This is a genomic window from Seohaeicola zhoushanensis, assembly GCF_014656415.1.
GTDB lineage: Bacteria > Pseudomonadota > Alphaproteobacteria > Rhodobacterales > Rhodobacteraceae > Seohaeicola_A > Seohaeicola_A zhoushanensis.
Window position 1 is genome coordinate 93,353 of sequence record NZ_BNCJ01000006.1, and the last position, 23,734, is coordinate 117,086.

Annotated in this window: 16 protein-coding genes; 4 read left to right on the forward strand and 12 right to left on the reverse strand. The window is 67.9% G+C overall.

Features of this window, described 5'->3' with window-relative positions:
• The first annotated feature begins 3 nt into the window (after window positions 1-3).
• The gene (locus IE266_RS12825) at window positions 4-1,680 is read left to right on the forward strand and encodes a tetratricopeptide repeat protein (RefSeq protein WP_189680495.1); all 1,677 of its coding nucleotides are present in this window, start codon (window positions 4-6) and stop codon (window positions 1,678-1,680) included.
• On the opposite strand, the gene mfd is transcribed toward IE266_RS12825, so the two are convergent.
• Window positions 1,677-5,147, reverse strand: a complete 3,471-nt coding sequence (gene mfd, locus IE266_RS12830) for a transcription-repair coupling factor (RefSeq protein WP_189680496.1) — start codon at window positions 5,145-5,147, stop codon at window positions 1,677-1,679. The two genes, IE266_RS12825 and mfd, sit on opposite strands and share 4 nt — an antisense overlap.
• 30 nt (window positions 5,148-5,177) lie before the next feature.
• A complete protein-coding gene (locus IE266_RS12835) occupies window positions 5,178-5,699 on the reverse strand; it encodes a component of SufBCD complex (protein ID WP_189680497.1) in 522 nt (173 codons plus the stop codon).
• 119 nt (window positions 5,700-5,818) lie between these two features.
• On the opposite strand from IE266_RS12835, the gene hemB reads away from it, so the two are divergent.
• Together hemB and IE266_RS12845 are read left to right on the forward strand one after the other, a co-directional pair.
• Window positions 5,819-6,817, forward strand: coding sequence for a porphobilinogen synthase (gene hemB / locus IE266_RS12840; protein ID WP_189680498.1), 999 nt, complete (start codon window positions 5,819-5,821; stop codon window positions 6,815-6,817).
• Between the two features lie 252 nt (window positions 6,818-7,069).
• Window positions 7,070-7,645 carry a lipid-binding SYLF domain-containing protein gene (locus IE266_RS12845; RefSeq protein ID WP_189680499.1) on the forward strand — a complete coding sequence of 192 codons (576 nt, stop codon included), beginning with the start codon at window positions 7,070-7,072 and terminating at the stop codon, window positions 7,643-7,645.
• Window positions 7,646-7,727: 82 nt separating this feature from the next.
• Here IE266_RS12845 and IE266_RS12850 read toward each other — a convergent pair whose 3' ends face one another.
• On the reverse strand, window positions 7,728-8,600 hold the full coding sequence (locus IE266_RS12850) for an NAD(P)-dependent oxidoreductase (RefSeq protein WP_189680500.1): 873 nt from the start codon (window positions 8,598-8,600) through the stop codon (window positions 7,728-7,730).
• A gap of 120 nt (window positions 8,601-8,720) precedes the next feature.
• Here IE266_RS12850 and IE266_RS12855 point away from each other — a divergent pair, with 120 nt between their 5' ends.
• Window positions 8,721-11,183: a penicillin acylase family protein gene (locus IE266_RS12855; RefSeq protein WP_189680501.1), complete on the forward strand. Its 2,463-nt coding sequence runs from the start codon at window positions 8,721-8,723 to the stop codon at window positions 11,181-11,183.
• 116 nt (window positions 11,184-11,299) lie between these two features.
• Here IE266_RS12855 and glmM read toward each other — a convergent pair whose 3' ends face one another.
• The 9 genes from glmM to IE266_RS12900 all read right to left on the reverse strand — a co-directional run bounded on the left by glmM (window position 11,300) and on the right by IE266_RS12900 (window position 23,637).
• On the reverse strand, window positions 11,300-12,646 hold the full coding sequence (gene glmM / locus IE266_RS12860) for a phosphoglucosamine mutase (protein WP_189680502.1): 1,347 nt from the start codon (window positions 12,644-12,646) through the stop codon (window positions 11,300-11,302).
• Window positions 12,647-12,649: 3 nt separating this feature from the next.
• Window positions 12,650-13,648 carry a dihydropteroate synthase gene (gene folP, locus IE266_RS12865; RefSeq protein ID WP_189680503.1) on the reverse strand — a complete coding sequence of 333 codons (999 nt, stop codon included), beginning with the start codon at window positions 13,646-13,648 and terminating at the stop codon, window positions 12,650-12,652.
• Between the two features lie 24 nt (window positions 13,649-13,672).
• Window positions 13,673-14,590: a dihydroneopterin aldolase gene (locus tag IE266_RS12870; RefSeq protein ID WP_189680504.1), complete on the reverse strand. Its 918-nt coding sequence runs from the start codon at window positions 14,588-14,590 to the stop codon at window positions 13,673-13,675.
• Window positions 14,591-14,680: 90 nt separating this feature from the next.
• Window positions 14,681-16,048: a multicopper oxidase family protein gene (locus IE266_RS12875; protein WP_189680505.1), complete on the reverse strand. Its 1,368-nt coding sequence runs from the start codon at window positions 16,046-16,048 to the stop codon at window positions 14,681-14,683.
• Between the two features lie 364 nt (window positions 16,049-16,412).
• A complete protein-coding gene (locus IE266_RS12880; RefSeq protein ID WP_189680506.1) occupies window positions 16,413-17,060 on the reverse strand; it encodes a cell wall hydrolase in 648 nt (215 codons plus the stop codon).
• A gap of 131 nt (window positions 17,061-17,191) precedes the next feature.
• The gene (locus tag IE266_RS12885) at window positions 17,192-19,738 is read right to left on the reverse strand and encodes a putative PEP-binding protein (RefSeq protein WP_189680582.1); all 2,547 of its coding nucleotides are present in this window, start codon (window positions 19,736-19,738) and stop codon (window positions 17,192-17,194) included.
• A gap of 186 nt (window positions 19,739-19,924) precedes the next feature.
• Window positions 19,925-22,144, reverse strand: coding sequence for a glycine--tRNA ligase subunit beta (glyS, locus tag IE266_RS12890; RefSeq protein ID WP_189680507.1), 2,220 nt, complete (start codon window positions 22,142-22,144; stop codon window positions 19,925-19,927).
• A 36-nt stretch (window positions 22,145-22,180) separates the two neighbouring features.
• A complete protein-coding gene (locus tag IE266_RS12895; protein WP_189680508.1) occupies window positions 22,181-22,711 on the reverse strand; it encodes a DUF6446 family protein in 531 nt (176 codons plus the stop codon).
• Window positions 22,708-23,637, reverse strand: coding sequence for a glycine--tRNA ligase subunit alpha (locus tag IE266_RS12900; RefSeq protein WP_189680509.1), 930 nt, complete (start codon window positions 23,635-23,637; stop codon window positions 22,708-22,710). The genes IE266_RS12895 and IE266_RS12900 overlap by 4 nt, the downstream gene beginning before the upstream one ends.
• Between the last annotated feature and the right edge of the window lie 97 nt (window positions 23,638-23,734).

Sequence of the window (23,734 nt, forward strand, 5' to 3'; positions counted from 1 at the left end):
CGGATGAGCGACGACTACGGCTATGACCTGGGGCGATACGGCTGGCCGATCACCACCGCTTCGGAAGCGGCCCAGCTCTGGTTCGACCGCGGGCTGAACTGGACCTACGGGTTCAACCACGAAGAGGCGATTGCCTGTTATCGCCGCGCGGCCGAGGCCGACCCGGCGGCGGCCATGCCGCATTGGGGCATCGCCTATGCGACGGGTCCGAACTACAACATGCCCTGGGAGTTGTATGACGTCGCTGGCCGCACCAAGTCGCTGGCCGGGGCCTGGGACGCCACGCAGGCGGCGCTGGCCCGGATCGACAGCGCCACCCCGATCGAGGCGGCGCTGATCCGCGCCCTGCCCGCGCGCTATCCGCAGCGCGACCTGGCCGACGACATGGCCGCCTGGGACCGCGCTTTTGCCGATGAGATGCGCCGGGTGCACGCCGTCTATTCCGACAATCTCGACGTCTGCGCGGTCTTCGCCGAGTCGCTGCTGACGCTGACACCCTGGAAGATGTGGGACCTGGCCCGCGCCTGTCCGGAGGAAGGTGCCTTTACCGAAGAGGCGCGCGCCGTGCTGGAAGCGGCGATGGCGCGGCCCGGCGGGATGGCGCATCCGGGGCTGCTGCACCTCTATGTCCACCTGATGGAGATGTCGCCCTTTCCCGAAAAGGCGCTCAAGGCCGCCGACGTGCTGCGCACCCTGGTGCCGGACGCCGGGCACCTTGTGCATATGCCAACCCATATCGACGTGCTCTGCGGCAATTACCACGATGTCGTCTTCTGGAACGAACGCGCGATCGAGGCTGACCTGAAGTATTACGCCCGCGAAGGCGCCTTCAACATCTACACCGGGTATCGCCAGCACAATTACCACTTCGTCATCTACGGCGCGCTGTTCCTGGGCCAGTTCGAGCCGGCCATGCGGGCGATCCGGGGTATGGCCGAAACCGTGCCCGAGGCGATGCTGCGCATCGAGAGCCCGCCGATGGCGGATTACTTCGAAAGCTTCATGGGGATGGAGCCGCACGTGCTGGTGCGCTTTGGCAAATGGCACGAGGCGATCCGGCTGCAGCCCCCCGCCGACCGCGAGCTCTATCGCTGCTGGACCGCAATGACCTATTACGCCCGCGCCATCGGTAATGCCGCGCTGGGGCGGGTGAAACAGGCCGAGGCCGAGGAACAGCTGTTCCTGCAGGCCGCCGCCGAGGTGCCGGAAACCCGCCTGCTGCACAACAACAAGGTCGTCGATCTGCTTGAAATCGCGAAGGAAATGGTGCGCGGCGAGATCGAGTATCGCAAGGGTGCCTATGACGCGGCCTTCGCGCATCTGCGCCGCTCGGTCGCGCTTGAGGATGCGCTTCCCTATGACGAGCCCTGGGGCTGGATGCAGCCCGCGCGCCATGCGCTGGGGGCGCTGCTCTTCGAACAGGGCCGCGTGGCCGAGGCCGAAGCCGCGTATCGCGAGGATCTGGGCCTGGGCGGGCAGCTGTCGCGCGCCACCGTCCACCCGGACAATGTGTGGAGCCTCAAGGGCTTGCACGACTGTCTTGAAGCGCGCGGCGAGACCGCGGAACGCGCCCAGATCAAGCTGCGCCTCGATCTCGCCATGGCCCGCGCCGATGCGCGGGTTGGAGCCTCCTGCTTCTGCGCGCAGGCGGCGATGAAGGAATTCGCCCTGCCGGCCTAGGCCCGCGTGGCCGCCGGTTTGGCGGCCTTGGCCTTGGCGCCCGCCTTTTCGGCCAGGTCGCGGGCAATCGCGAAGGCGCCCTTGATCTTGTCGGCCTCGGTGTTCCAGTCGCGCCGGATGATGATCTTGTTGTCCTTGATCTTGGCCATGCCGCGCTGGTCCTGGATGAACTCCACTAGCCCCTGGGGCGAGGCGAACTTGTCCTGGTGGAACTGGATCGTCGCGCCCTTCGGCCCGCCGTCGAGCTTGGCGATCCCGGCGCGCTTGCACATCGCCTTGATGCGGACGACCAGCAGCAGCGTGTTCACCTCGCGAGGCAGCTTGCCGAAACGGTCGATCAGCTCGGCGGCAAAGCCCTCCAGCTCGACCTTGGTGGTCAGCGACGAGAGGCGGCGATAGAGGCCGAGGCGCACATCGAGGTCGGGCACGTAGTCCTCGGGGATCAGCACCGAGACGCCGAGGTTGATCTGCGGTGCCCAGTGGTCGTCGACCTCGGACAGCCCCTCCATCGCGCCGGAGCGGATCTTGGCGATCGCCTCTTCCAGCATCGACTGGTAGAGTTCGTAACCCACGTCGCGCATCTGGCCCGACTGCTCCTCGCCCAGCAGGTTGCCGGCGCCGCGAATGTCAAGATCCTGGCTGGCCAGCGTGAAGCCCGCGCCCAGCGTGTCGAGCGAGCCCAGCACCCGCAGCCGCTTTTCCGCCGCCGGCGTCAGCTTGGCGCGCGGCTTGGTGGTGAGATAGGCATAGGCACGGGTCTTGGACCGGCCGACGCGACCGCGGATCTGGTAGAGCTGCGCCAGGCCATACATATCGGCGCGGTGGATAATCATCGTGTTGGCGGTCGGGATATCAAGGCCCGACTCAACGATGGTGGTCGCCAGAAGCACGTCGAACTTGCCGTCGTAGAAGGCGTTCATGCGGTCATCCAGTTCGCCCGGCGCCATCTGGCCGTGCGCGACGACGTAGGTCACTTCCGGCACCTGTTCCTTGAGGAAGGTCTCGATCTCGGGCAGGTCCGAGATGCGCGGCACCACGTAGAAGCTCTGCCCGCCGCGGTAGTGTTCGCGCAGCAGCGCCTCGCGCACGGTCACGGCATCGAATTCGCTGACATAGGTGCGGATCGCCAGACGGTCGACCGGCGGGGTGCCGATGATCGACAGGTCGCGCACTCCCGACAGCGAGAGTTGCAGCGTGCGCGGGATCGGCGTCGCGGTCAGGGTCAGCACGTGGACATCGGTGCGCAGCGCCTTCAGCCGCTCTTTGTGGGCGACACCGAAGTGCTGTTCCTCGTCGATGATGAGCAGGCCCAAGTTCTTGAACTGGATGCCCTTGGCCAGCAGCGCATGGGTGCCGACGACGATATCGACCTGCCCCTTGGCCATCAGGTCGCGGGTGGTCTGCGCCTCCTTGGCGGAAACGAAGCGCGACAGCTGGCGCACCTGCACCGGGAAGCCGCGGAAGCGTTCGGCAAAGCTGGCATAGTGCTGGCGGGCGAGCAGCGTGGTCGGCGCGATCACTGCGACCTGCACGCCGGACATGGCGGCAACGAAGGCGGCGCGGATCGCCACCTCGGTCTTGCCGAAGCCGACGTCGCCGCAGACCAGCCGGTCCATCGGCGAGCCCTGCCCGAGGTCGCCCAGCACGTCGCCGATGGCCCTGAGCTGGTCGTCGGTTTCCTCATAGGGGAAGCGGGCGCTGAAGGCCTCCCAGGCGTGATGTTCGGGCTCCAGCACCGGGGCCGTGCGCAGGGCACGTTCGGCGGCCACGCGGATCAGCCGGTCGGCCATCTCGCGGATGCGTTCCTTGAGGCGGGCCTTCTTGGCCTGCCATGCGCCGCCGCCCAGCTTGTCGAGCAGGCCCTCTTCGTGGCCATACTTGCTGAGCAGTTCGATGTTCTCGACCGGCAGGTAGAGCCGGGCGTTCTCGGCATATTCGAGCAGCAGGCATTCATGCGCCGCGCCCGCCGCCGTGATGACCTCGAGCCCATGATAGCGCCCGATGCCGTGATCGACGTGGACCACCAGGTCGCCGGGCGATAGCGACTGCGCCTCGGTCAGGAAGTTCTCGGCCTGGCGCTTCTTCTTGGGCGCGCGGATGAGCCTGTCGCCCAACACGTCCTGTTCGGCGATGACGGTGAGGCCCGGCGTCTCGAAGCCGTGTTCAAGCCCCCAGACCGCCAGGTGCAGCCCACGCTTGCCGATGCGGGTGCCATTGGCGATGAGGATGGTCTCGGCCAGCCCCTCGTCCTCGATCAACCCGGCGAGGCGTTCGCGCGCGCCTTCGGAATAGGAGGCGACGACCACCGGCCCGGCCTCCATCCGCTTGCGGATATGCGCGGCCAGCGCGCCGAAAAGGCTGATGCTCTCCTGTTGCCGCTCGGGGGCGAAGTTGCGCCCGATCCGGCCGCCCGCATCGATCACCTTCGGCCCCGAGGCCTGCGGCAGCGGGTGGAACTGCATCACCCGCCGGTCGGCAACCGTCTTCTCCCAGGCGGCATCGTCGAGATAGAGCAGACCCGGCGGCGCGGGCTTGTAGACCGAGTCCATCCGCGACTTCTGCGTGAGCGCGATGCGCCGCGTCTCGTATTGGTCGGCGATGCTGTCCCAACGCGCCAGCCGCGTCGGCGTGGACTGGTCGTCCATCGTCAGAGTGGCGCCGGGCAGGTAGTCGAAAAGCGTTTCGAGCCGTTCGTGGAAGAAGGGCAGCCAGTGTTCGATGCCGGCGTGCTTGCGGCCCGCGCTAACCGCCTCGTAGAGCGGATCGTCGGTGCCCGCCGCGCCGAATTCGATGCGGTAATTCTGGCGGAACCGGGTGATCGCCGCCTCGTCGAGGATCACCTCGCTGACCGGGGCCAGTTCGACCACGCTCAGCTTCTCGGTGGTGCGCTGGCTGACCGGATCGAAGCGCCGCGCGCCGTCCAGCGTATCGCCGAACAGGTCGAGCCGCACCGGCCCGCCCTCGCCCGGCGGATAGATGTCGATGATGCCGCCGCGCACCGCATAGTCGCCCGGCTCCATCACCGTCGGGCTTTGCGAGAAGCCCATGCGGACGAGGAAGTTGCGCAGGCCCGCCTCGTCGATGCGGTGGCCGACGCGGGCGGTGAAGGCGGCCTCGCGCAGCACCTCGCGCGCGGGCACGCGCTGGGTCGCCGCGTTGAGCGTGGTCAGCAGCACGAATTGCGGCGGCACCTGGTGGACCAGCGCCGCCAGCGTCGCCATCCGCGCCGCAGAGATATCGGCATGTGGCGAGACACGGTCATAGGGCAGGCAGTCCCAGCCGGGGAAGGTCAGAACCGGCATCTCGGGCGCGAAGAAGGCCAGCGCCGCCTGCATCGCCGCCATCCGCTTGTCGTCGCGCGCAACATGTATGACCGGGCGGTTCGTCCGCGCGATCTCGTCCAGCACGAGGCGCGCGTCAAAGCCTTCGGGCGCGCCGCCAACGGTGATATGTTCGGCTGCCTTCATGTCGTGCCGTCCAGGTTTAGCGCGAAGGTGTCAGAGCACCCCGATGTTGATATTCTGATACATGCCCCACAGGGCAGTCACGAAGATCGACGCAGTGCCGATCAGCTGGGTCTTGAGCCGGTGCCGGCTGAGACGGCGGCACAGGACCTCGCCCTGCGATCCCTCGGTTTCGATCTGCTGCGCCGTCGACAGGCTCAGCAAGGCGACCAGCGACATCGGGAAGGCCAGCAGGAACACGGCCTGGGCGAACTCGACGCCATACCAGAAGCCGAGCAGCGCCAGCGTGGTCAGCAGGAAGCAGGCAAAGCCCAGGATCCACGGACCCGAGACCCGCGCGATGAACAGGATCCGGTTGACGTTCACCCGCGTGATGTCCAGCAGGTCGATCTCGGCCTGGCCATTGTGACGGCGCGCGCGCTGGACCATGTCGAAGGGCACGCCCAAAGCCCAATGGCTCGCCGTCGACCAGAACACGGCCAGCGCAATCCAGAACCACAGATTGGAAAAGGACCGCATGTCGATCAGCTCGAAAATCGAGGCGTACCAGTTCAAATGCGATACCCTTGTCTCTGTCCGTCGTCCCGCCGGTGGTGCCCTTGCGGCAAATGTCGCTCTTGTTAGGGTTCGCATTCCATGCCACCCAATTCCGAAATGTGCAAGGAGACCGTGCCATGAAACCGACCGTCGCGCCCTATCCGATGACCCGCCTGCGCCGTGCGCGGCAATCCGCGGCGATCCGCGGACTGGTGCGCGAGACGTTGCTGTCCTCCGACGACCTGATCTGGCCGGTCTTCGTGCGCGAGGGCGAGAACATCGAGGAACCGGTGCCCTCGATGCCCGGCGTGCTGCGTCGCACGGTCGACCGGGTGGCCGTCGCAGCGCGCGAGGCCTATGAGCTGGGTGTGCCCGCGATCTGCATCTTTCCCTACACGCCGCTCGAACAGCGCACCGAGGATTGCGCGATGGCCTGGAGTCCCGACAACGTCGCAAACCGGGCGATCCGCGCGATCAAGGCGGCGGTGCCCGAGATGGCGGTGATGACCGACGTGGCGCTCGACCCCTACAACATCAACGGCCATGACGGTTTCGTGGTCGATGGCGAGATCGTCAACGACCGCACCGTCGAAGCGCTGGTGAAGATGGCCGTAGCCCAGGCCGAGGCCGGGGCCGACATCATCGGCCCCTCGGACATGATGGACGGGCGCATCGGCGCGATCCGCTCGGCACTTGAGGCTGCCGGGCACCACAACGTGATGATCCTGAGCTATGCCGCCAAATACGCCTCGGCCTTCTACGGCCCGTTCCGTGATGCGGTTGGCGCGACCGGCGCGCTGAAGGGCGACAAGAAGACCTACCAGATGGACCCGGCCAATTCGAACGAGGCGCTGCGCCTGATCGAGCGCGACCTGAACGAGGGCGCCGACATGGTGATGATCAAGCCGGGGATGCCCTATCTCGACATCGTCCGCCGGGTGAAGGACAGCTTCGGCGTGCCGACCTTCGCCTACCAGGTCTCGGGCGAATACGCGATGATCCAGGCGGCGGCGCAGAACGGCTGGATCGACGGCGAGAAGGTGATGATGGAAAGCCTGGCCGGCTTCAAGCGCGCGGGCTGCGACGGTGTGCTGACCTATTTCGCCCCCGCCGCCGCCCGGCTGCTGAACGGCTGAGCCCACGTTCGCCTGCCCCCGGCCCGCCGGGGGCATCTTCCGGACAGCCATTGCAGCTGCTTCCGGCAGGCGTATCTCGCATCCTTCAGATATTCCCGCGAAGATACCCAAGCCCGCCATTTCCGGCGGAAAGGCGCGTTTACGCCGAACAATAAGCCAAAATGGGTGACATCAAGGGTGGTCCTGCGTATATCTGGTGTTAAGGTCGGGCCAAACCGACCATATCGTGCAGTCAATCAGGCAGAAAAACCCATGAGCAAAAATCCCGACTTGCGGCTGACGCGCCGCGGATTCGCCCTGAGCGCACTTGCCGGCCTGTCCGTAACCGCGGCCTGCAGCAACGGCGTCGGCAGCAACAACGGCGCCAAGATCGACGCCCGTGTCGATGCCACGCTGAACCAGATGTATGCGACCTATCCCAACACGGTCGGCCTCGCACAGAAGGCCAACGGTATGCTGGTGATGCCGCTTGTGACCGAAGCGGGCTTCTGGGTCGGCGGCGGCTATGGCCGTGGTGCGCTGCGGGTGAACGGAGTCTCGGTCGACTATTACTCGACCGCCAAGGCCTCGGCGGGCCTGCAGATCGGCGTGCAGCAATATGCCCACGTGCTGTTCTTCATGACCGAGGCGGCGCTGGCCGATTTCCGCCGCTCCTCGGGCTGGGTTGCCGGTGGCGACGTCGAATATGTCTTCTCCGACAAGGGCGACTCGATCGCCACGGATACCACCACGCTGCGCTCGCCGGTTCTGGCAGCGGTCTTCGGACGTGCCGGCCTGCGGATCGGGGCGACGCTCGAAGGCATCAAGTATACCCGGATCATCCCGTAAGCGCCCCGCCGGGGCGCAAAATTCTTCGAAGAATTTTGCCAAGAGTTTTTGAAAACTCTTGGCACCTTGCAACGGGCGCGCGTCACCCCAGCGCGCGCAGCCGCTTGAACAGGCTGGATGTGTCCCAGCGCCCGCCGCCCATCTTCTGGACATCCTTGTAGAACTGGTCGACCAGCGCCGTCACCGGCAGGCTGGCGCCGTTCTCGTCGGCGGTGTCGAGGCAGATGCCCAGGTCCTTGCGCATCCAGTCAACCGCAAAGCCGTGCTCGAAGTGATCGTCGATCATCGTCTCGTAGCGGTTCGACATCTGCCAGCTGCCCGCGGCGCCCTGGCTGATCACCTCCACCACCGCGCGCCCGTCCAGCCCCGACTTCTCGGCGAAATGCAGTGCTTCGGAGAGGCCCTGGACCAGTCCGGCAATGGCGATCTGGTTGCACATCTTGGTCATCTGGCCGGCGCCGCTCTCGCCGATCCGGCGGCAGATGCGGGCATAGGCGGCCATCACCGGCTCGGCCCGGTCATAGGCGCCCTGGTCGCCGCCGCACATGATCGAGAGCTTGCCGTTCTCGGCGCCCGCCTGCCCGCCCGAGATCGGCGCATCGACGAAGCTGATCTGCTTTTCGTCCGCCGCGGCGTACAGCTCGCGCGTGACCTTGGCCGAAACCGTGGTGTGGTCGACGAAGACCGCGCCGGACTCCATGCCGGCAAAGGCGCCGTCCGCCCCGAGGCAGACCGAGCGCAGGTCGTCATCATTGCCGACGCAGGCCATCACGAATTCGGCCCCCTTGGCCGCCTCGCGAGGCGTCGGCGCCGAGGCTCCGCCGAATTCCGCCGCCCATTTCTGCGCCTTGGCGCCCGAGCGATTGTAGACCGTCACCTCGTGACCGGCCTTCTTGAGGTGACCCGCCATCGGATACCCCATCACGCCCAGTCCCAGAAACGCCAGCTTTGCCATCGGCTTTCCCCCATGTCCGACTTCACTTAATGTCGGAATTTAAATAACAGGCAATCCACCCGGGTCCAATCATCTCTCGCCGATTTTCCACGGCCCGGCGCACGGCGGCAAGGACAGTTCATGGCACTGGTGTTTCGGTGGTTGATTAGGATTGCAGCGGGTCTGATTGGACTCGTCGTTCTCGCGGTGCTGGGCGTCTACTATTTCGCCAGCCAGTCGCTGCCCGATTACGACGCCACCGTCGAGGTGCGCGGCCTGTCGGCCCCGGTCGAGATCGTCCGCGACAATGCCAACGTGCCGCATATCTTCGGCGCGGGCGATGCCGACGTCTATTTCGGGCTGGGCTATGCCCATGCCGAGGACCGGCTCTGGCAGATGACCATGCTGCGCCGCACCGCGCAGGGCCGGCTGTCCGAGGTCTTCGGCGCCCGCACGCTGAATGTCGACTCGTTGATGCGGCGGCTCGACATCTACCGGCTGGCCATGCGCTCGGTCGAGGCGCTGGACCCCGAGACGCGGGCGGCGCTCGAGGCCTATTCCGCCGGGGTGAACGCGCGGCTGAACGAGATCAACGAGAACGCCCTGGGGCGCGGCGCGCCCGAGATGTTCCTGTTCAACGCGCCGGTCGCGCCCTGGCAGCCCGGCGACTCGGTCGCGCTGGTCAAGCTGATGGCGCTGCAGCTTTCGGGCCACCTGCAGAACGAGGTGCTGCGCGCGCGCGTCTCGCTGATGCTGCCCGATCCCAAGCGCATCGCCGACATCCTGCCCGACGCGCCCGGCACCGGCATCGCCGCCCTGCCCGAATACGCCCAACTGTTCCCCGGCCTGCCGCGCTATGCCGAGAATTCGGCGCCTCCTGGTATGCTCTGGCCGGTGCCGCCGCGCGGCCTCGCCGGTGCCTCCAATGCCTGGGCCGCCGCGCCGAACCGGTCGGCTTCGGGCGGCACGCTGCTGGCCAGCGATCCGCACATGGGCTTTACCGCGCCGTCGGTCTGGTATCTGGCGCGCCTCGAACTGGCGACCGGCGGGGTGATCGGCGGCACCATTCCGGGCATTCCGGTGGTGCTCTCGGGGCGCAGCGCGCGGCTTGGCTGGGGGATCACCTCGTCCTACCTCGACGACCAGGATCTCTTCGTCGAGAAGCTGAACCCCAACAACCCCGAGCAATACCTGACTCCGCAGGGCTACAAGGACTTCATCTCGCGCCCCTCGATCATCGAGATCAAGGACGCCACCCCGGTCACGCTGACCCTGCGCTGGACCGAGAACGGCCCGGTGCTGCCGGGCAGCCAGTTCGACCTTGAGGCCGTCACCCCGCCGGGCCACGTGATGGCGCTGGCCTGGACCGCGCTCAGCCCCAACGACACATCGCTGGCGGCGGCGATGAAGGTGATGCGCGCCACCACCGTGCAAGAGGCGATCGCGGCGGCGGAGGGCTATATCGCGCCCTCGCAGAACCTGATGCTGGCCGATGCGACCGGGATCGCGATGAAGACCATCGGCGCGGTGCCCCGGCGCGACCCGCGTCACCAGAGCCAGGGCCGGATGCCGAGCCAGGGCTGGCGGGCGGAGAACCGCTGGATGGGGCGGATGCCCTATGCCTCGAACCCCGAGTTCGTGAACCCACGCGGCGGGATCCTGGGCAATACCAACAACAAGATCCTGGAGCGGCCCTTCCCGAACCACATCTCCTTCACCTGGGGCGATACCCAGCGGATCAACCGCTGGCAGCGGCTGATGCAGTCGCGGCAGGTGCATACGCGCGACAGCCTGATCGAGGCACAGCTCGACCCGGTCTCGCCCACCGCGCGCACGCTGCTGCCGCTGGTGGGGGCTGACCTCTGGTTCACCGGCCAGGCCGCGCCGGATGGGACGCCCGAGCGGCAGCGCCAGATCGCGCTGGCGCTGCTGGCGGACTGGAACGGCGAGATGAACGAGCACCTGCCCGAGCCGCTGATCTACGCGGCCTGGATGCGCGCCCTGCAGGACCGGCTGATCCGTGACGAGCTGGGGCCGCTGGCGGGAGAGTTCAAGCATCTGGAGCCGATCTTCATCGAGCGGGTCTTCAAGAATGTCGACGGCGCCGGGGTCTGGTGCGACGTGATCCAGAGCGCGCCGGTGGAGAGCTGCACCGAGATGGCGCGGCTGGCACTGGACGATGCGCTGGTCTGGATCGGCGAGCGCTATGGCACCGCGCTGGAATCGCTGCGCTGGGGCGATGCGCATCAGGCGACGCATGATCACCCGGTGCTGGGCGACGTGCCGCTGCTGAAGACCTTCGTGAACATCCGCCAGTCGACCAGCGGGGGCGACAATACGCTGCTGCGGGGGCGGACCTCGGGCGAGGATCCGGACCCGTTCTTCAACGTTCATGGCGCGGGCTATCGCGGGGTCTATGACTTCACCGATCCCGACAGTTCGGTCTTCATCATCTCGACCGGGCAGTCAGGGCATTTCCTGTCGCGGCACTATGACGACATGGCCCAGTTGTGGCGGCGGGGGGAGTATATTCCGATGTCGCTGGACGTGAATCTGGCGCGGGCGGCGGCGGTCGGGATCACCCATCTGGTGCCCCGTCCCTAGGCGTCCCAGCTAGGACACCAACCAAACCATTGATAAGGCTACACTTTGGCGGAGTGACTTCCCGGGACGCCTGAAAATGCCCCTGTGCCGCGGCGGGATCACGGTGCGCGGCAGGTTCAGATCGCCGCGGCCTCGACCGCCGCGACGATGTCGTCGACGGTGCGGTTCAGCAGGCCTTCATCCTCGCATTCCGCCATGACGCGGATCAGCGGCTCGGTGCCGGACTTGCGGATCAGCAGGCGGCCCTTGCCGGCCAGCTCGGCCTCGGCCCCGGCGATGGCGGCCTTTACCGCGCCACTGTCGAGCGGGGTCTTGCCGGCGGCAAAGCGCACGTTCTTGAGCAGCTGAGGCACCGGCTCGAACTGGCGGGCGAGCGCGCTGGCGGGCTGGCCCGACTGCACCATCGCCGCAAGGAAATGCAGCGCCGCCATCAGACCGTCGCCGGTGGTGGCGTAATCGGTCATCACGATATGGCCGGACTGTTCGCCGCCAAGGTTGAAGCCGCCCTCGCGCATCCGTTCGACCACGTATCGGTCGCCGACGGCGGTGCGTTCGAGCCGGAGGCCGAGGCCGGCGAGGTGGCGCTCCAGCCCGAGGTTCGACATCACCGTCGCCACCAGCGCGCCGCCGGTGAGGCGGTCATCCACGGCCCAGCGGCTGGCGAGCAGCGCCATGAGCTGGTCGCCATCGGCCACGGCGCCGGTCTCGTCGATCATGATGACGCGGTCGGCGTCGCCATCGAGGCAGATGCCGACATCGGCGCCATGGGCCACCACCATCGCCGCCGCCGCCTGCGGCGCGGTCGAGCCGCAGCCGCGGTTGATGTTGTGCCCGTCGGGGGCCACGCCCATCGGGATCACCTCGGCCCCGAGTTCCCAGAGCACCTCGGGCGCGGCGCGGTGGGCGGCGCCGTTGGCGCAGTCGACCACCACCTTGATCCCGTCGAGCCGCAGGTCGCGAGGGAGCGAGGATTTCACCCGCTCGCCATAGCGGAAACGGGCATCGTCGACCCGCTTGGCGCGTCCGATATTGGCGGCCTGGGCCGGTTCCACCCCGGCGTCGATCAGCGCCTCGATCTCGGCCTCGGCCTGGTCGGAGAGCTTGAAGCCGTCGGGGCCGAAGAACTTGATGCCGTTGTCCTGCGCCGGGTTGTGGCTGGCCGAGATCATCACCCCGAGGTCGGCGCGCATGGAGCGGGTCAGCAGGCCCACCGCCGGCGTCGGCACCGGGCCGAGCAGCAGCACGTTCATGCCGGTCGAGGTCAGCCCGGCGGTCAGCGCGCTTTCGAGCATGTAGCCCGAGAGCCTTGTGTCCTTGCCGATCACCACGCGGTGCACGCCGCCGGCGTCACGGCGGAAGTAGCGGCCTACCGCAGCACCGATGCGCAGCGCCATCTCGGCGGTCATCGGATAGGTATTCGCGGTGCCGCGCACCCCGTCGGTTCCGAAAAGCTTGCGCGTCATGACCTACCTCACCGCTTGCCAGAGCCGGACGGCCTGGACCGTCTCGGGCACATCGTGCACCCGCAGGATTTGCACGCCCTGCGCCAGGGCCGCAAGCCCCACCGCGACGGAACCGGGTGCGCGGCGGTCGGCCTGCGATTCCTGGCCGATGGTGCCGATGAACTTCTTGCGCGAGACGCCCAGCAGGATCGGCGCGCCGAGGGCGTGGAACAGGGCGATGTTCCTGAGCAGGGTCAGGTTGTGATCCAAAGTCTTGCCGAAGCCGATGCCGGGGTCGAGCAGGACCTGCGCGCGCGGCAGCCCCAGCCCCTCGAGCCAGTCGAGGCGGGCGGCGAGGTAGTCGTAGACGTCGAGCAGCACGTTGTCGTAGCGCGGGTTCGCCTGCATCGTCGCCGGGTCGCCTTGGGCGTGCATCAGGCAGACGGGCAGCCCCGCATTGGCGCAATAGGGTGCGAGGGCGGAGTCATATTCAAAGCCGCTGACATCGTTGATGAGATCGGCCCCTGCCCCGATGGCGGCCTCGGCGACCTCGGCCTTGCGGGTATCGACCGAGATCGGTGCGGTGCCGGCCTTGCGGATGCCCTCGATCACCGGGCGGATGCGGGCGATCTCTTCCTCGGGCGGGACGGTTTCCGAGCCGGGGCGCGTCGATTCCCCGCCGATGTCGAGCAGGCCAGCGCCGGCCTCCATCATCGCCAGCGCGCCCTCTACCGCCGCCTCGGTGGCGAAGTGGCGGCCGCCGTCGGAGAAGCTGTCGGGGGTGACGTTGACGATGCCCATGACCTGCGGCTGGGCCATGTCGAGCCCCAGCACCGGCGCGCGGGCGGCGCAGAGGCGGGCAAGCGTGGCGGCATCGGCCTGGTCGGCGGGCAGCACGCGGGGGGCCGCGTCGCGGCGGATCGCTTCGACATGGGTGAACCAGAGCGCGCCGCCGGCCAGGGTCAGCGCGCCTTCGGGCCGCGCCGTGCCATGTTGCAGCAGCGGGCGGAAATAGTCGGTCATTGGGTCATCTCCGTTGCAGGCCCGTCAGAGCCTTTCCTGGTCCACCGGCACCGCGCGCAAGCGGACGCCGGGGTTGGCGGGGAGTTCGGCACCGACCACGAGCATCTCCTCGGCCGCGAAGGTCGCGGCGAACCAGGCTGCCAGCGCCACCGCGTCGGCGGCCTGGGCCGAGGGGCCGTCGACCGCGTCGAGCACGATCTTGGAGGGCGCCCAGACGCTGATCTGGCCGTGTTTCATCGCCCAGTCGAGCTCGGTCCGGGTTTCGACCACCACGCAGCGCGGGTCGCGCGCGGCGAGCACCCAGGCGTTCTGCTCGATCGCCAGCAGGTCGATGCGGCGCTGGGTCATGCGGTGGCCGGTGCGCGGCACCGGCAGATCATGGGCGCCGACGCAGAGGATCAGCGGGCGGCCCTCGGCCTCCATCTGGTCGAGCCAGCCTGCGAGATGCGGCGCGGCGATGGCGGCGTTCGAGAGGTAGACCAGCCGGGGATGCGGGCGGTCGTCGTCATGCGGTGCGACATCGGCGCGGCGGGCGCGGACGATCTCGACCCCCAGCGCGCCGGGGCCGCGGTCGAGCTTCTCGATGCGGACAAAGGCGCGGACGGCCTGGGGTTCGAGCAGGATGCGCTCGGCCACCCGTTCGGCCAGAGTCTCGAGCAGGTTCAGCCGCTCTTCGGACAGTTCGTGGGCGATGGCCTCGGTCACGCGGTCGTAGGAGAGGATGCGGTCGACGTCGTCGTCGATCGGGCCGGTGAGCGGTTGGACCTCGACCACCACGTTGAAGCAGATGCGCTGGCGGCGGCCGCGTTCGGACTGGAAGGCGCCGATGTCGACCTCGACCACATGGTCGCGCAGCGAGATGCGGTCGAGCGGACCGGAGGGCGCGCTGGCCAGCGACCGCTCGGAGGGATGCGCGAAGGCAAGGCGGATTTCAGAACTCATGTCGGGGCCTTCTCAGTTTCCACGCGAGAAGTCTAGGTTTTATCGCATCAGGCGGATGTGCCGGAGGCGTCGCCCTGCCAGCCGGATGCGTCAGGTGACGCGGAACCAGCTCATCATGCCGGCAGCCGCATGTTCGAGCATGTGGCAATGCAGCATCCACTTGCCGGGGTTGTCGGCCACCATGGCGATCTGCACCGTCTCACGCGGCTGGACCAGCACGGTATCCCTCCAGGGGCCGAGGCTGCCATCGGCGGCGATGGTGCGGAAATGGTGGCCGTGGGTGTGCATCCCGTGGGGGAAGACAGTTTCGTTGACGAAGGCGATGCGCAGCGTCTCGCCCCGGCTGAGGTCGAGGAAGGGATCGTGGCCCATGTCGACCTGGCCGTTCAGCGCCCAGAACTTGCCGAGTTGGGCGAGTTCGCGGGCGTTCATCTCGGTGCTGCCGAGGCGGCCGCCGGCCATGCCGCTCATCATGCCGCCCATCAGGCGCATGGTGTGCAGCGGCGCGGCGGCGGCATTGGCGATCACCGGCAGCGGGTTCGGCGGCAGGGCCGCGGGCGTGCCGCGCCGGGCGCGGGTGCCGGGCGCGACCTCGAAGCGCATGAGGCCATAGCCGCCGCCGGGTTCGATGCTGAGCAGGTCGGCCGCCTCGCCGGTCACGTCGACGATCAGGTCGGCCCGCTGCGCCGGGGCCAGGGTGAAGCTGCCGCTGACCGGCACCACCGGTTCCAGCGGCATCCCGTCGAGCGCCACCAGCCAGCCTTCCAGCCCGTTCAGCCCGATCTCGAAGATCCGCGCATTGGCGACATTGGCGAGGCGCAGGCGCAGCCGGTCGCCGCGCGCGACCTTCACCGAAGGGTCGAAGCTGCCGTTGACGGTCACAAGGTTGCCGAGCCGGCCCTCGTGCGAGAGGTCGTGCATATTGTCGAAACCGCCGCTGATCGAGGCGTCGGCGCGTTCCAGCCGCCAGTCGTCGATCGCCAGCGGCAGGTCGTGGTCGACATCGGGGGCGTCGGCCTCGTCGACGATCAGCAGGCCATGCAGCCCGCGCGCGACCTGTTCAGAGGAATGGTTGTGGGCGTGGTACCAGTAGCTGCCGGCATCCGGCACGGTGAAATCGTAGTCGAAGCTGGCGCCCGGCTCGACCGCCGCCTGGGTCAGGTGCGGCACGCCGTCCATCGCGTTGTCGATGCGGATGCCGTGCCAATGCACCGCGGTCGCCTGCGGCAGGGCGTTGACCAGCTGGCGTTGCACCCGCGCGCCCTGCGCCACCCGGATCACCGGGCCAGGCGCGATGCCGTCATAACCCCAGATCTCGGTATCAGGGTAACCCTCCGGGGCGAGCTGGCGGCGACCGGGCCGCGCCTGCAGGCGCGGCAGCGAGGTGGCCCCGGCCAGGGCCGGCACAAGCGTCGTTGCGGCAAGCGATCCGAGCAGGGCGCGGCGGGTCAGCGGCATGGCGAGGCTCCTCTCTTTGCGGAGGCAAATTACCCTGTGCCCGGTGGCGCGTCACCTGCCTGCGCGGGCTGTTCACGGAAATGTCGGTCGTGCCTCTGCCCGACGGGCGAGCGGGATGGCAGGTGTGGAGATTGGGGGCGCTGCCCCCGCCGCGCCTGCGGCGCGACTCCCCTGGAGATATTTTTGAAGAAGAGAAGATGGGGGTGCGGCGCTGGAACGGTAGGGGCGGCGCGGGAGGAGATGCGTTCTGAGATTTTTGCGCGCTCGGGGCGGGATCGCTGCCGATGCCGCGGGTCAATCCGGAGCAGCGGGCATCAGAATGCGGCTGCGGCGCAGATCCGGGTGACGCGGCGCGGCCCGGGTGTCACTCGTTGCTGGCGGTGACGTAATTGCCGTTCCTGTAGAAGACATGCACCCCGATGCGCGCGGTCTGGGTGAAGCGGCGCGACCAGCTGGGGCGGACCGAGGTGTTGTGATAGTAAGTGGCACCATTGGTGATGCCGCCCGAAAGGCCGTCGATAACGGCGCGCGCCACCTTGGCGACCTGGCGGAAGGCATCGGGCTCGGCGATGACGTCCTTGTAGCCATCGCAGGTATAAGTGAACTGGCACTGGAAGCGGCGCCCGGTACCCTGCTTGATCACCGCGCAGGGGGTGGTCGGGAAGCGGGCGCTCTTGACGCGGTTCATGATCACCTCGGCCACCGCGAACTGGCCCTTCACCGTCTCGCCGCGCGCCTCGAAGTAGAGCGCCTCGGCCAGGCAGCGCCATTGCTCGTCACCCTGGGCCTCGGGCTGGCTGTCGAGCCAGCTCTGGGTATAGGCCATCGCCTCGGGGCGGACCCGCGCGCGGGGCTTGGAAACGGAGAGCATCGACTTCAGATGGCGGTCGGGCAGGCTGTTCAGGGTCGTCTGTTCGCGCTGAAACAGGTCCTTGAGCTTGGCGTCCGCGAAGGCATTTCCCGGCAGACAAAAGCTCACAGCCATCGCGGCCGCGATCAGAAAACGGTTCATGACTAACCCCCAGGCAACGGCCCTGTGACGGACCCATCGGCGCTACGCGCTCGAAGGCAGATAGCCGACTTCGTCGAAATCGTCCAGATTTTGGCGATTCGTCGGCGAAAATGCGCTTTTTTTCGGCAGAATCACTTTCTGGCGCGGCCGCGCCATTTCCACAACATCTGCGCAATCGACGATTTCTGGTCGCCCATCTTGTGGTGAATCGCCAATTGTGCTGCGGCCAGCCGGGCCACCGGAACCCGGAAGGGAGAGCAGGAAACGTAGTCGAATCCGACCTCTCGGCAGAAGGCGATCGATTCGGGATTGCCGCCATGTTCGCCGCAGATCGACAGGGTGATTCCCGGCCGCCCTGCCCGTCCGCGCTCGGCCCCGAGCTTGAGCAATTCGCCGACGCCCTCTTGGTCGAGCACGTGGAAGGGATCCTCGCGGAAGACGCCCTTCTGCACGTAGGTCGACATGAAGCGCCCGGCGTCGTCGCGCGAGAGGCCGTAGGTCATCTGCGTGAGGTCGTTGGTGCCGAAGGACATGAAGTCGGCATGGGCGGCGATGTCATTGGCGCGCAGGGCGGCGCGCGGGGTCTCCATCATCACGCCGAGGCGGTAGTCGAAGTCGCGCCGCTTCTCGCCGCGCACCGCCGCCGCGACGGCATCGACCCGGGCCTTGACCAGTTCGACCTCGCGCTTGGCCGAGACCAGCGGGATCATGATCTCGGGCACCACCGGGGCGCCGTTCTTGCTGGCTTCGAGCGTGGCCTCGAAGATGGCGCGGGCCTGCATGTCGTAGATCTCGGGCACCGTCACGCCGAGGCGGACGCCGCGCAGGCCGAGCATGGGGTTGTATTCGGCCATCTCGGCCACCCGGCGGGTGACGTCGCTGATCGGGATCCCCAGCGCCTCGGCCAGCTCGCGCTGGCCCGAGCGCGAGGTCGGCAGGAACTCGTGCAGCGGCGGGTCGAAGAGGCGGATGCAGACCGGCTGGCCCTCCATGATGCGGAAGAGCTGGACGAAGTCGTCGCGCTGCATCGGCAGCAGCCGCTCCAGCACCGCGGCGCGGCCGGCCGGGCTGTCTGCGAAGATCATCTCGCGCATGACGATCAGGCGGGCGGGTTCGAAGAACATGTGCTCGGTGCGGCAGAGGCCGATGCCGCCGGCGTTGAAGTTGCGCGCGGTCTGGGCGTCCTCGGGGGTGTCGGCATTGGCGCGGATGCCGATGTCGCGCTCGGCGTCGGCCCAGCCCATCAGCGTCTGGAAGGCGTCGTCGAGCGCCGCTTCGAGCATCGCCGGGGCGCCCGCCAGCACCTGGCCCTTGGTGCCGTCGATGGTGATGGTGTCGCCCGCGCGCAGGATGCGCCCGTCGGGCGCCTTGATCTGCTGGTTGGGAATGTCGAATTGCAGCGCCGAGGCGCCGACGATGCAGGGGAGGCCCATGCCGCGCCCGATCACCGCGGCGTGGCTGGTGATGCCGCCGCGCTCGGTAAGCACCGCGACCGAGGCATGCATCCCGCGGATGTCCTCGGGCGAGGTCTCGCGGCGCACCAGCACGCAGGGCTCGCGCCGGGCGGCGCTGGCCTGGGCCTCGCTGGCGGTGAAGACGATCCGGCCCGTGGCGGCGCCGGGGCTGGCGGCGATGCCGGTGGCCAGCACGTCGCGCGGCGCGGTGGGGTCGACCTGGCGGTGCAGGAGTTCAGTGAGCTGGTTCGGCTCGACCCGCATCAGGGCTTCCTGCGGGGTGATGATCTGGTCTTCGGCCAGGCGCACGGCGATGCGCACCGCCGCGCGGGAGGAGCGCGCCACGCGGACGCCGTCGAGGATATGCACCTCGCCGCTGCGGATCACGAATTCGACCTGCATCTCCTCGCGCAGCTTCTCGCGCATCAGCGCGGCATGGGCCTTGAGCTGGGCGAAGGCCTCGGGGGCCACGTCTTCGAGCGAGGGGCCGCGGGCGTCGCGTTCGAGGTAGAGCGCCGCCGCCCCTGCCCCCAGCGCCTCGCGGTGCTGGCTCTGGCTGAGGTAGCGCCCGGTGATCTGCGGCAGGCCGGTCACCACGTTGACCAGCTGCAGCACGCCCGAGCCGCATTCGCCCTGGCCGAAGCTCGGGATCATCTGCTGCACGACGAGGCCCAGCCCGGCATCCGCCGGTGCGCCCTTGGCCTGGCGCAGCAGCCGGGCCGAGGTGCCGTCCCAGGCGCGCGCCATCGAGCGCAGCACCGCCGAAAGCTGTTCGCGCGGGTCCTGCGGGAAGGGTTCGTCGGTCTCGTCCTCGTAGGCGCGCAGCATGGCTTCGAGCCCGGCCCCGTCCTGGGTGGCATCGTCGAACTCGTCCGGGTCGAGGCGGGCGACGTGCACCGCGTAGGACTGCACGAAGCGGGCATAGATCGCGGCGGCGGCTTCCTTGCCGAGGCTCTGGCTCAGCTCGCGCTGGCGGGCGGCGTTCATACCGATGTTGAGCACCGCGCCGGGGCCGCCCCAGTCGGGGTCCTCGGAGGACGGGCGCACGCAGAGCAGGGTGTCGGGCGGGAACTGGCCCACGATCTCGGCCACGTCGGGCATCTCGCCCTCGGCGATCTTGCGCACCGCGTCGAAGGAAAGCGCCACGGTCAGCGGCACCGGCAGGTCGAGGCGCACCAGGCGCTGCAGGCATTTGGCGCGGCCGCCGTGGGTCGCGGTATCCATCTGCGCCTTGGGCGTGATCAGCGTGACATGCGGGTTATTCTGCACTGCGGCACCTCGGAAAGACCGTTGCACAATAGGCCCGCTGCGACATCGCGCAAGGGGTCCTGGGTACGCGGGCTGGCAAGGGCTTTCGAAAGCCCTTGCGCAGGCGGCTGCCTGCGAAGCCGTTTGGAAACGGCTTCGCGCCTAGCCTTCGACGCGGGTGAGGTCGGCGACCGAGGTGCAGGTCTTGCGGATCTGGCTCAGCAGGTTCAGCCGGTTGCGGCGGATCACGGGCGAATCGTCGTTGATCTTGACCGCTTCGAAGAAGGCATCGACCGGAGCGCGCAGGGCCGCCATGGCCGCCACCGCCGCAGGGAAGTCCTGCTGATCGAGCGCCGGTCGGATCGCCTTCTCGGCGGCGTCGAGCGCGTCGAACAGAGCGGTCTCCTCCGGCACCTGGGCCAGCTTGCGGTCGGCGCCGAAGGAATATTCCACCCCGTCGGCGGTTTCCGCCTGGGTCAGGATGTTGTTGGCGCGCTTGAAGCCCTGCAGCAGGTTCACGCCCTCCTCGGTCTTCAGCACCCCGTTCAGCGCCTCGGCGCGCTTGACCAGCAGGGTCAGGTCGTCGTTGCCCGGCATGGCGAGGCAGGCGTCGATGATGTCGTGGCGGATGCCCTGGTCGCGCAGGTAGACCTTGAGGCGGTCGTGCAGGAAGGCCAGCAGGTCGTCGCTGGTATCCGGCACATGCCCGGTGATCTTTTCCAGCCAGGCCGGTGCGTTTTCGCCGAGGGTCTCGATCAGCGCCTTGGTCGCCGCGCCGAAGACGCCGTGCTGCGCGATTTCGCGGAGCAGCTCGTCGCGCAGCTCGGCTTCTTCGCCCGAATGCACTTCGATGTCGTGGCGCAGCAGTTGCGCGTCGATCAGCCGGTCGAGGTGCAGGGTCAGCCCGTTGGTCAGCACCAGGCGGATCACCCCCAGCGCTGCACGGCGCAGCGCGAAGGGGTCCTTGCTGCCCGTCGGCTTCTCGTCGATGGCCCAGAAGCCGGTCAGCGTATCAAGCTTGTCGGCCAGCGCCACGGCGACCGAAACCGGCGCGGTCGGCACGTCGTCGGAGGGGCCGAGCGGCGAGTAATGTTGCTGCGCCGCCGCCGCAACCTCGGCGTCGCCGCCCGAGGCCTCGATGTAATAGCGCCCCATAACGCCTTGAAGTTCCGGGAATTCCCCGACCATGTCCGAGGAGAGATCGGCCTTGGCCAGCCGCGCGGCGGTTTCGGCCTTGCCGGCATCCGCGCCCACCATCGGCGCCAGCTCGCGCGCAAGCGCGGCGATGCGGGCGATGCGTTCGGCCTGCGAGCCGAGCTTGTTGTGGAAGGTCACATTGGCGAGGCTGTCGAGCCATTCGCCCATGCCCGCCTTGGCGACCCGCAGGTCATTCTCCCAGAAGAAGCGCGCATCCGACAGGCGGGCCGAGAGCACGCGGCGGTTGCCCGCCAGCACGGTTGCGCCATTGTCGGCGGTCTCGCGGTTGGCCACGGTGATGAAGCGTTCGATGCGATCCGTCTTGGGGTTCTTCACCGAGAAGAACTTCTGATGCTCGCGCATCGAGGTCTGCAGCACCTCGGCCGGCAGGTGCAGGAAGTCCTCGCCGATAGGGCCCATCAGCACCACCGGCCATTCGACCAGCCCAGCGACCTCGGCCAGCAGACCCTTGTCCTCGACCACTTCCAGCCCGGCGGCGAAGGCCAGGTTCTGGGCGTCGTGCCAGATGTGATCGGCGCGCTCGGTGGCGTTCAGGATCACGTGGTTGCGCTTGAGCTTCGCGATGTAATCCTCGAAGGAGGATACCGGAAAACGCCCCGGCGCCATGAAGCGGTGGCCTTCCGTGGTGTTGCCTGCGGCGATGCCCTCGATCTCCATCGGAACCACCTCGGCGCCGCCCTCATCGGTGAGGATGCAGAGGATCGACTGCAGCGGGCGCACCCAGCGCAGGGAACCGTTGCCCCAGCGCATCGACTTGGGCCAGGGGAAGGTGCGGATCGTATCCGCCAGCACCTCGGCAACGATCTCGGGCGCGGCGCGGCCGGGCTTGTCGATCACGGCGAAGAGCATGGTACCCTTCGGCGTCTCGCGCTCTTCGAGCTGGTCGCGGGTCAGGCCGGTGCTTTTCAGGAAGCCCTCGATAGCCTTCTCGGGCGCATCGGCCCTCGGCCCGCGGCGTTCGTCCTTCAGCGCCGGCGAGGCGGCGGGAAGACCCTGCACCGTCAGCGCCAGGCGGCGGGGCGTGGCAAAGGCCGCGGCGCCGGAATAGGTCAGACCGGCCTGCACCAGCCCCTCGGTGACCTTCGCGCGCAGATCCTCGGCGGCGCGCGCCTGCATCCGGGCGGGGATTTCCTCGGAGAAGAGTTCGATCAGAAGGTCGGGCATCGGCGTGTCTTTCGCTCAGGCTGGCGGATGGCGGGGTTACTGGCCGGTCTCGGGACGCGGCGGGCAGTCTTCGCCCACCTGGGTGCCGTCATAGGCCTTTTCGCCGCAATTGTTCAGGTCGTTCCAGACATAGCCGCGCCCATCGCTGGTGATGGCGACGATCCGGTCGACCCCGTAGTGGATGTTCTTGTGGCCGAGGAAGGCGATGGCGGTGCCGTTCGCCAGTTCCTCGCCGATCTTCTCGGCGTCGAAGCAATCGAACCAGCCGGGCGCATTGCGCGGCTGCGGTTTCTCGGCGGCGACGTAGGTTTCGCTCAGCGTGGCCTGGGTCATCGTGGTGGTGAAGCAGGCCCGGTACCGGATCGGTGAGCTGTCGGCGTCGATGGCCTGGAAGTTGTCGTAGAGGATCGGCTCGGGTTCCCCGCTGCTGAGGCTGACGAGGGTCACGTCCTCGCCGGCCACGGCCTTTACCTCGTGGTAATAGCCATAGACCTGAAGGTAGTAGAGCGCTGCACCCGCGATGGCTCCGGACAGGATCAGCACGGTTCCGATGACCTTTCCGTTCACGCCGCGTATCCGCCTGCCTTGGTGGTCACGAATGCATCGGCGCATTGCTTGGCCAGCGCCCGGACCCGGCCGATATAGGCCTGACGTTCGGTCACCGAGATCACGCCGCGGGCGTCGAGCAGGTTGAAGATGTGACTGGCCTTGATGCACTGGTCATAGGCCGGGTGCGCCATGACGATGCGCTTGCCGGTCTTGGGGTCGTCCGCCGGCTGGTCGAGGATCGCGCGGCACTCGGCCTCGGCCTCCTCGAAGTGCTTGAGCAGCACATCGGTATTGGCCACGTCGAAGTTCCAGCGGGCGTATTCCTCTTCGGTCTGCTTGAAGACGTCGCCATAGCTCAGCGGGATCGGCGACTGCGGGTCATTGAACGGCATGTCCATCACGTGCTCGATCCCGAGTACATACATGGCAAGGCGTTCAAGGCCATAGGTCAGCTCGCCCGAGACCGGCGCGCAGTCATGGCCGCCGACCTGCTGGAAATAGGTGAACTGGCTGACTTCCATGCCGTCACACCAGACCTCCCAGCCCAGCCCCCAGGCGCCGAGCGTGGGCGATTCCCAGTCGTCCTCGACAAAGCGGATGTCGTGCAGGCCCATGTCGATGCCGATGGCCTCGAGGCTGCCGAGATAGAGCGCCTGAAGGTCCGGCGGGCTGGGTTTGATCAGCACCTGGTACTGGTAATAATGCTGCAGCCGGTTGGGGTTCTCGCCATAGCGCCCGTCGGTCGGGCGGCGCGAGGGCTGCACGTAGGCGGCGGCCCAGGGCGCGCTGCCGAGCGAGCGCAGCGTGGTGGCCGGGTGGAAGGTACCGGCGCCCACTTCCATGTCATAGGGCTGCAGCACGGCGCAGCCCTTCGACGCCCAGTAAGCCTGCAACCGCAGGATGATTTCCTGGAAAGAGCGCGGAGCGCCTTGGGTCTGGTTCATCGTCTTCGTCCTGCACCACCTGAACGCCGGGCCCCGGCCCTGCGCGGCTCCTTCCTATGCGCACCGTCCGGTGCGGTCAACGCCATGCGGTCACAGG

Excerpts from the sequence above, each read along its gene's own strand:
- IE266_RS12825 (WP_189680495.1), top strand. The coding sequence starts at position 4 with ATGAGCGACGACTACGGCTATGACCTGGGGCGATACGGCTGGCCGATC.
- mfd (WP_189680496.1), bottom strand. The coding sequence starts at position 5,147 with ATGAAGGCAGCCGAACATATCACCGTTGGCGGCGCGCCCGAAGGCTTT.
- hemB (WP_189680498.1), top strand. The coding sequence starts at position 5,819 with ATGAAACCGACCGTCGCGCCCTATCCGATGACCCGCCTGCGCCGTGCG.
- IE266_RS12845 (WP_189680499.1), top strand. The coding sequence starts at position 7,070 with ATGAGCAAAAATCCCGACTTGCGGCTGACGCGCCGCGGATTCGCCCTG.
- IE266_RS12850 (WP_189680500.1), bottom strand. The coding sequence starts at position 8,600 with ATGGCAAAGCTGGCGTTTCTGGGACTGGGCGTGATGGGGTATCCGATG.
- IE266_RS12855 (WP_189680501.1), top strand. The coding sequence starts at position 8,721 with ATGGCACTGGTGTTTCGGTGGTTGATTAGGATTGCAGCGGGTCTGATT.
- glmM (WP_189680502.1), bottom strand. The coding sequence starts at position 12,646 with ATGACGCGCAAGCTTTTCGGAACCGACGGGGTGCGCGGCACCGCGAAT.
- folP (WP_189680503.1), bottom strand. The coding sequence starts at position 13,648 with ATGACCGACTATTTCCGCCCGCTGCTGCAACATGGCACGGCGCGGCCC.
- IE266_RS12870 (WP_189680504.1), bottom strand. The coding sequence starts at position 14,590 with ATGAGTTCTGAAATCCGCCTTGCCTTCGCGCATCCCTCCGAGCGGTCG.
- IE266_RS12875 (WP_189680505.1), bottom strand. The coding sequence starts at position 16,048 with ATGCCGCTGACCCGCCGCGCCCTGCTCGGATCGCTTGCCGCAACGACG.
- IE266_RS12880 (WP_189680506.1), bottom strand. The coding sequence starts at position 17,060 with ATGAACCGTTTTCTGATCGCGGCCGCGATGGCTGTGAGCTTTTGTCTG.
- IE266_RS12885 (WP_189680582.1), bottom strand. The coding sequence starts at position 19,738 with ATGGATACCGCGACCCACGGCGGCCGCGCCAAATGCCTGCAGCGCCTG.
- glyS (WP_189680507.1), bottom strand. The coding sequence starts at position 22,144 with ATGCCCGACCTTCTGATCGAACTCTTCTCCGAGGAAATCCCCGCCCGG.
- IE266_RS12900 (WP_189680509.1), bottom strand. The coding sequence starts at position 23,637 with ATGAACCAGACCCAAGGCGCTCCGCGCTCTTTCCAGGAAATCATCCTG.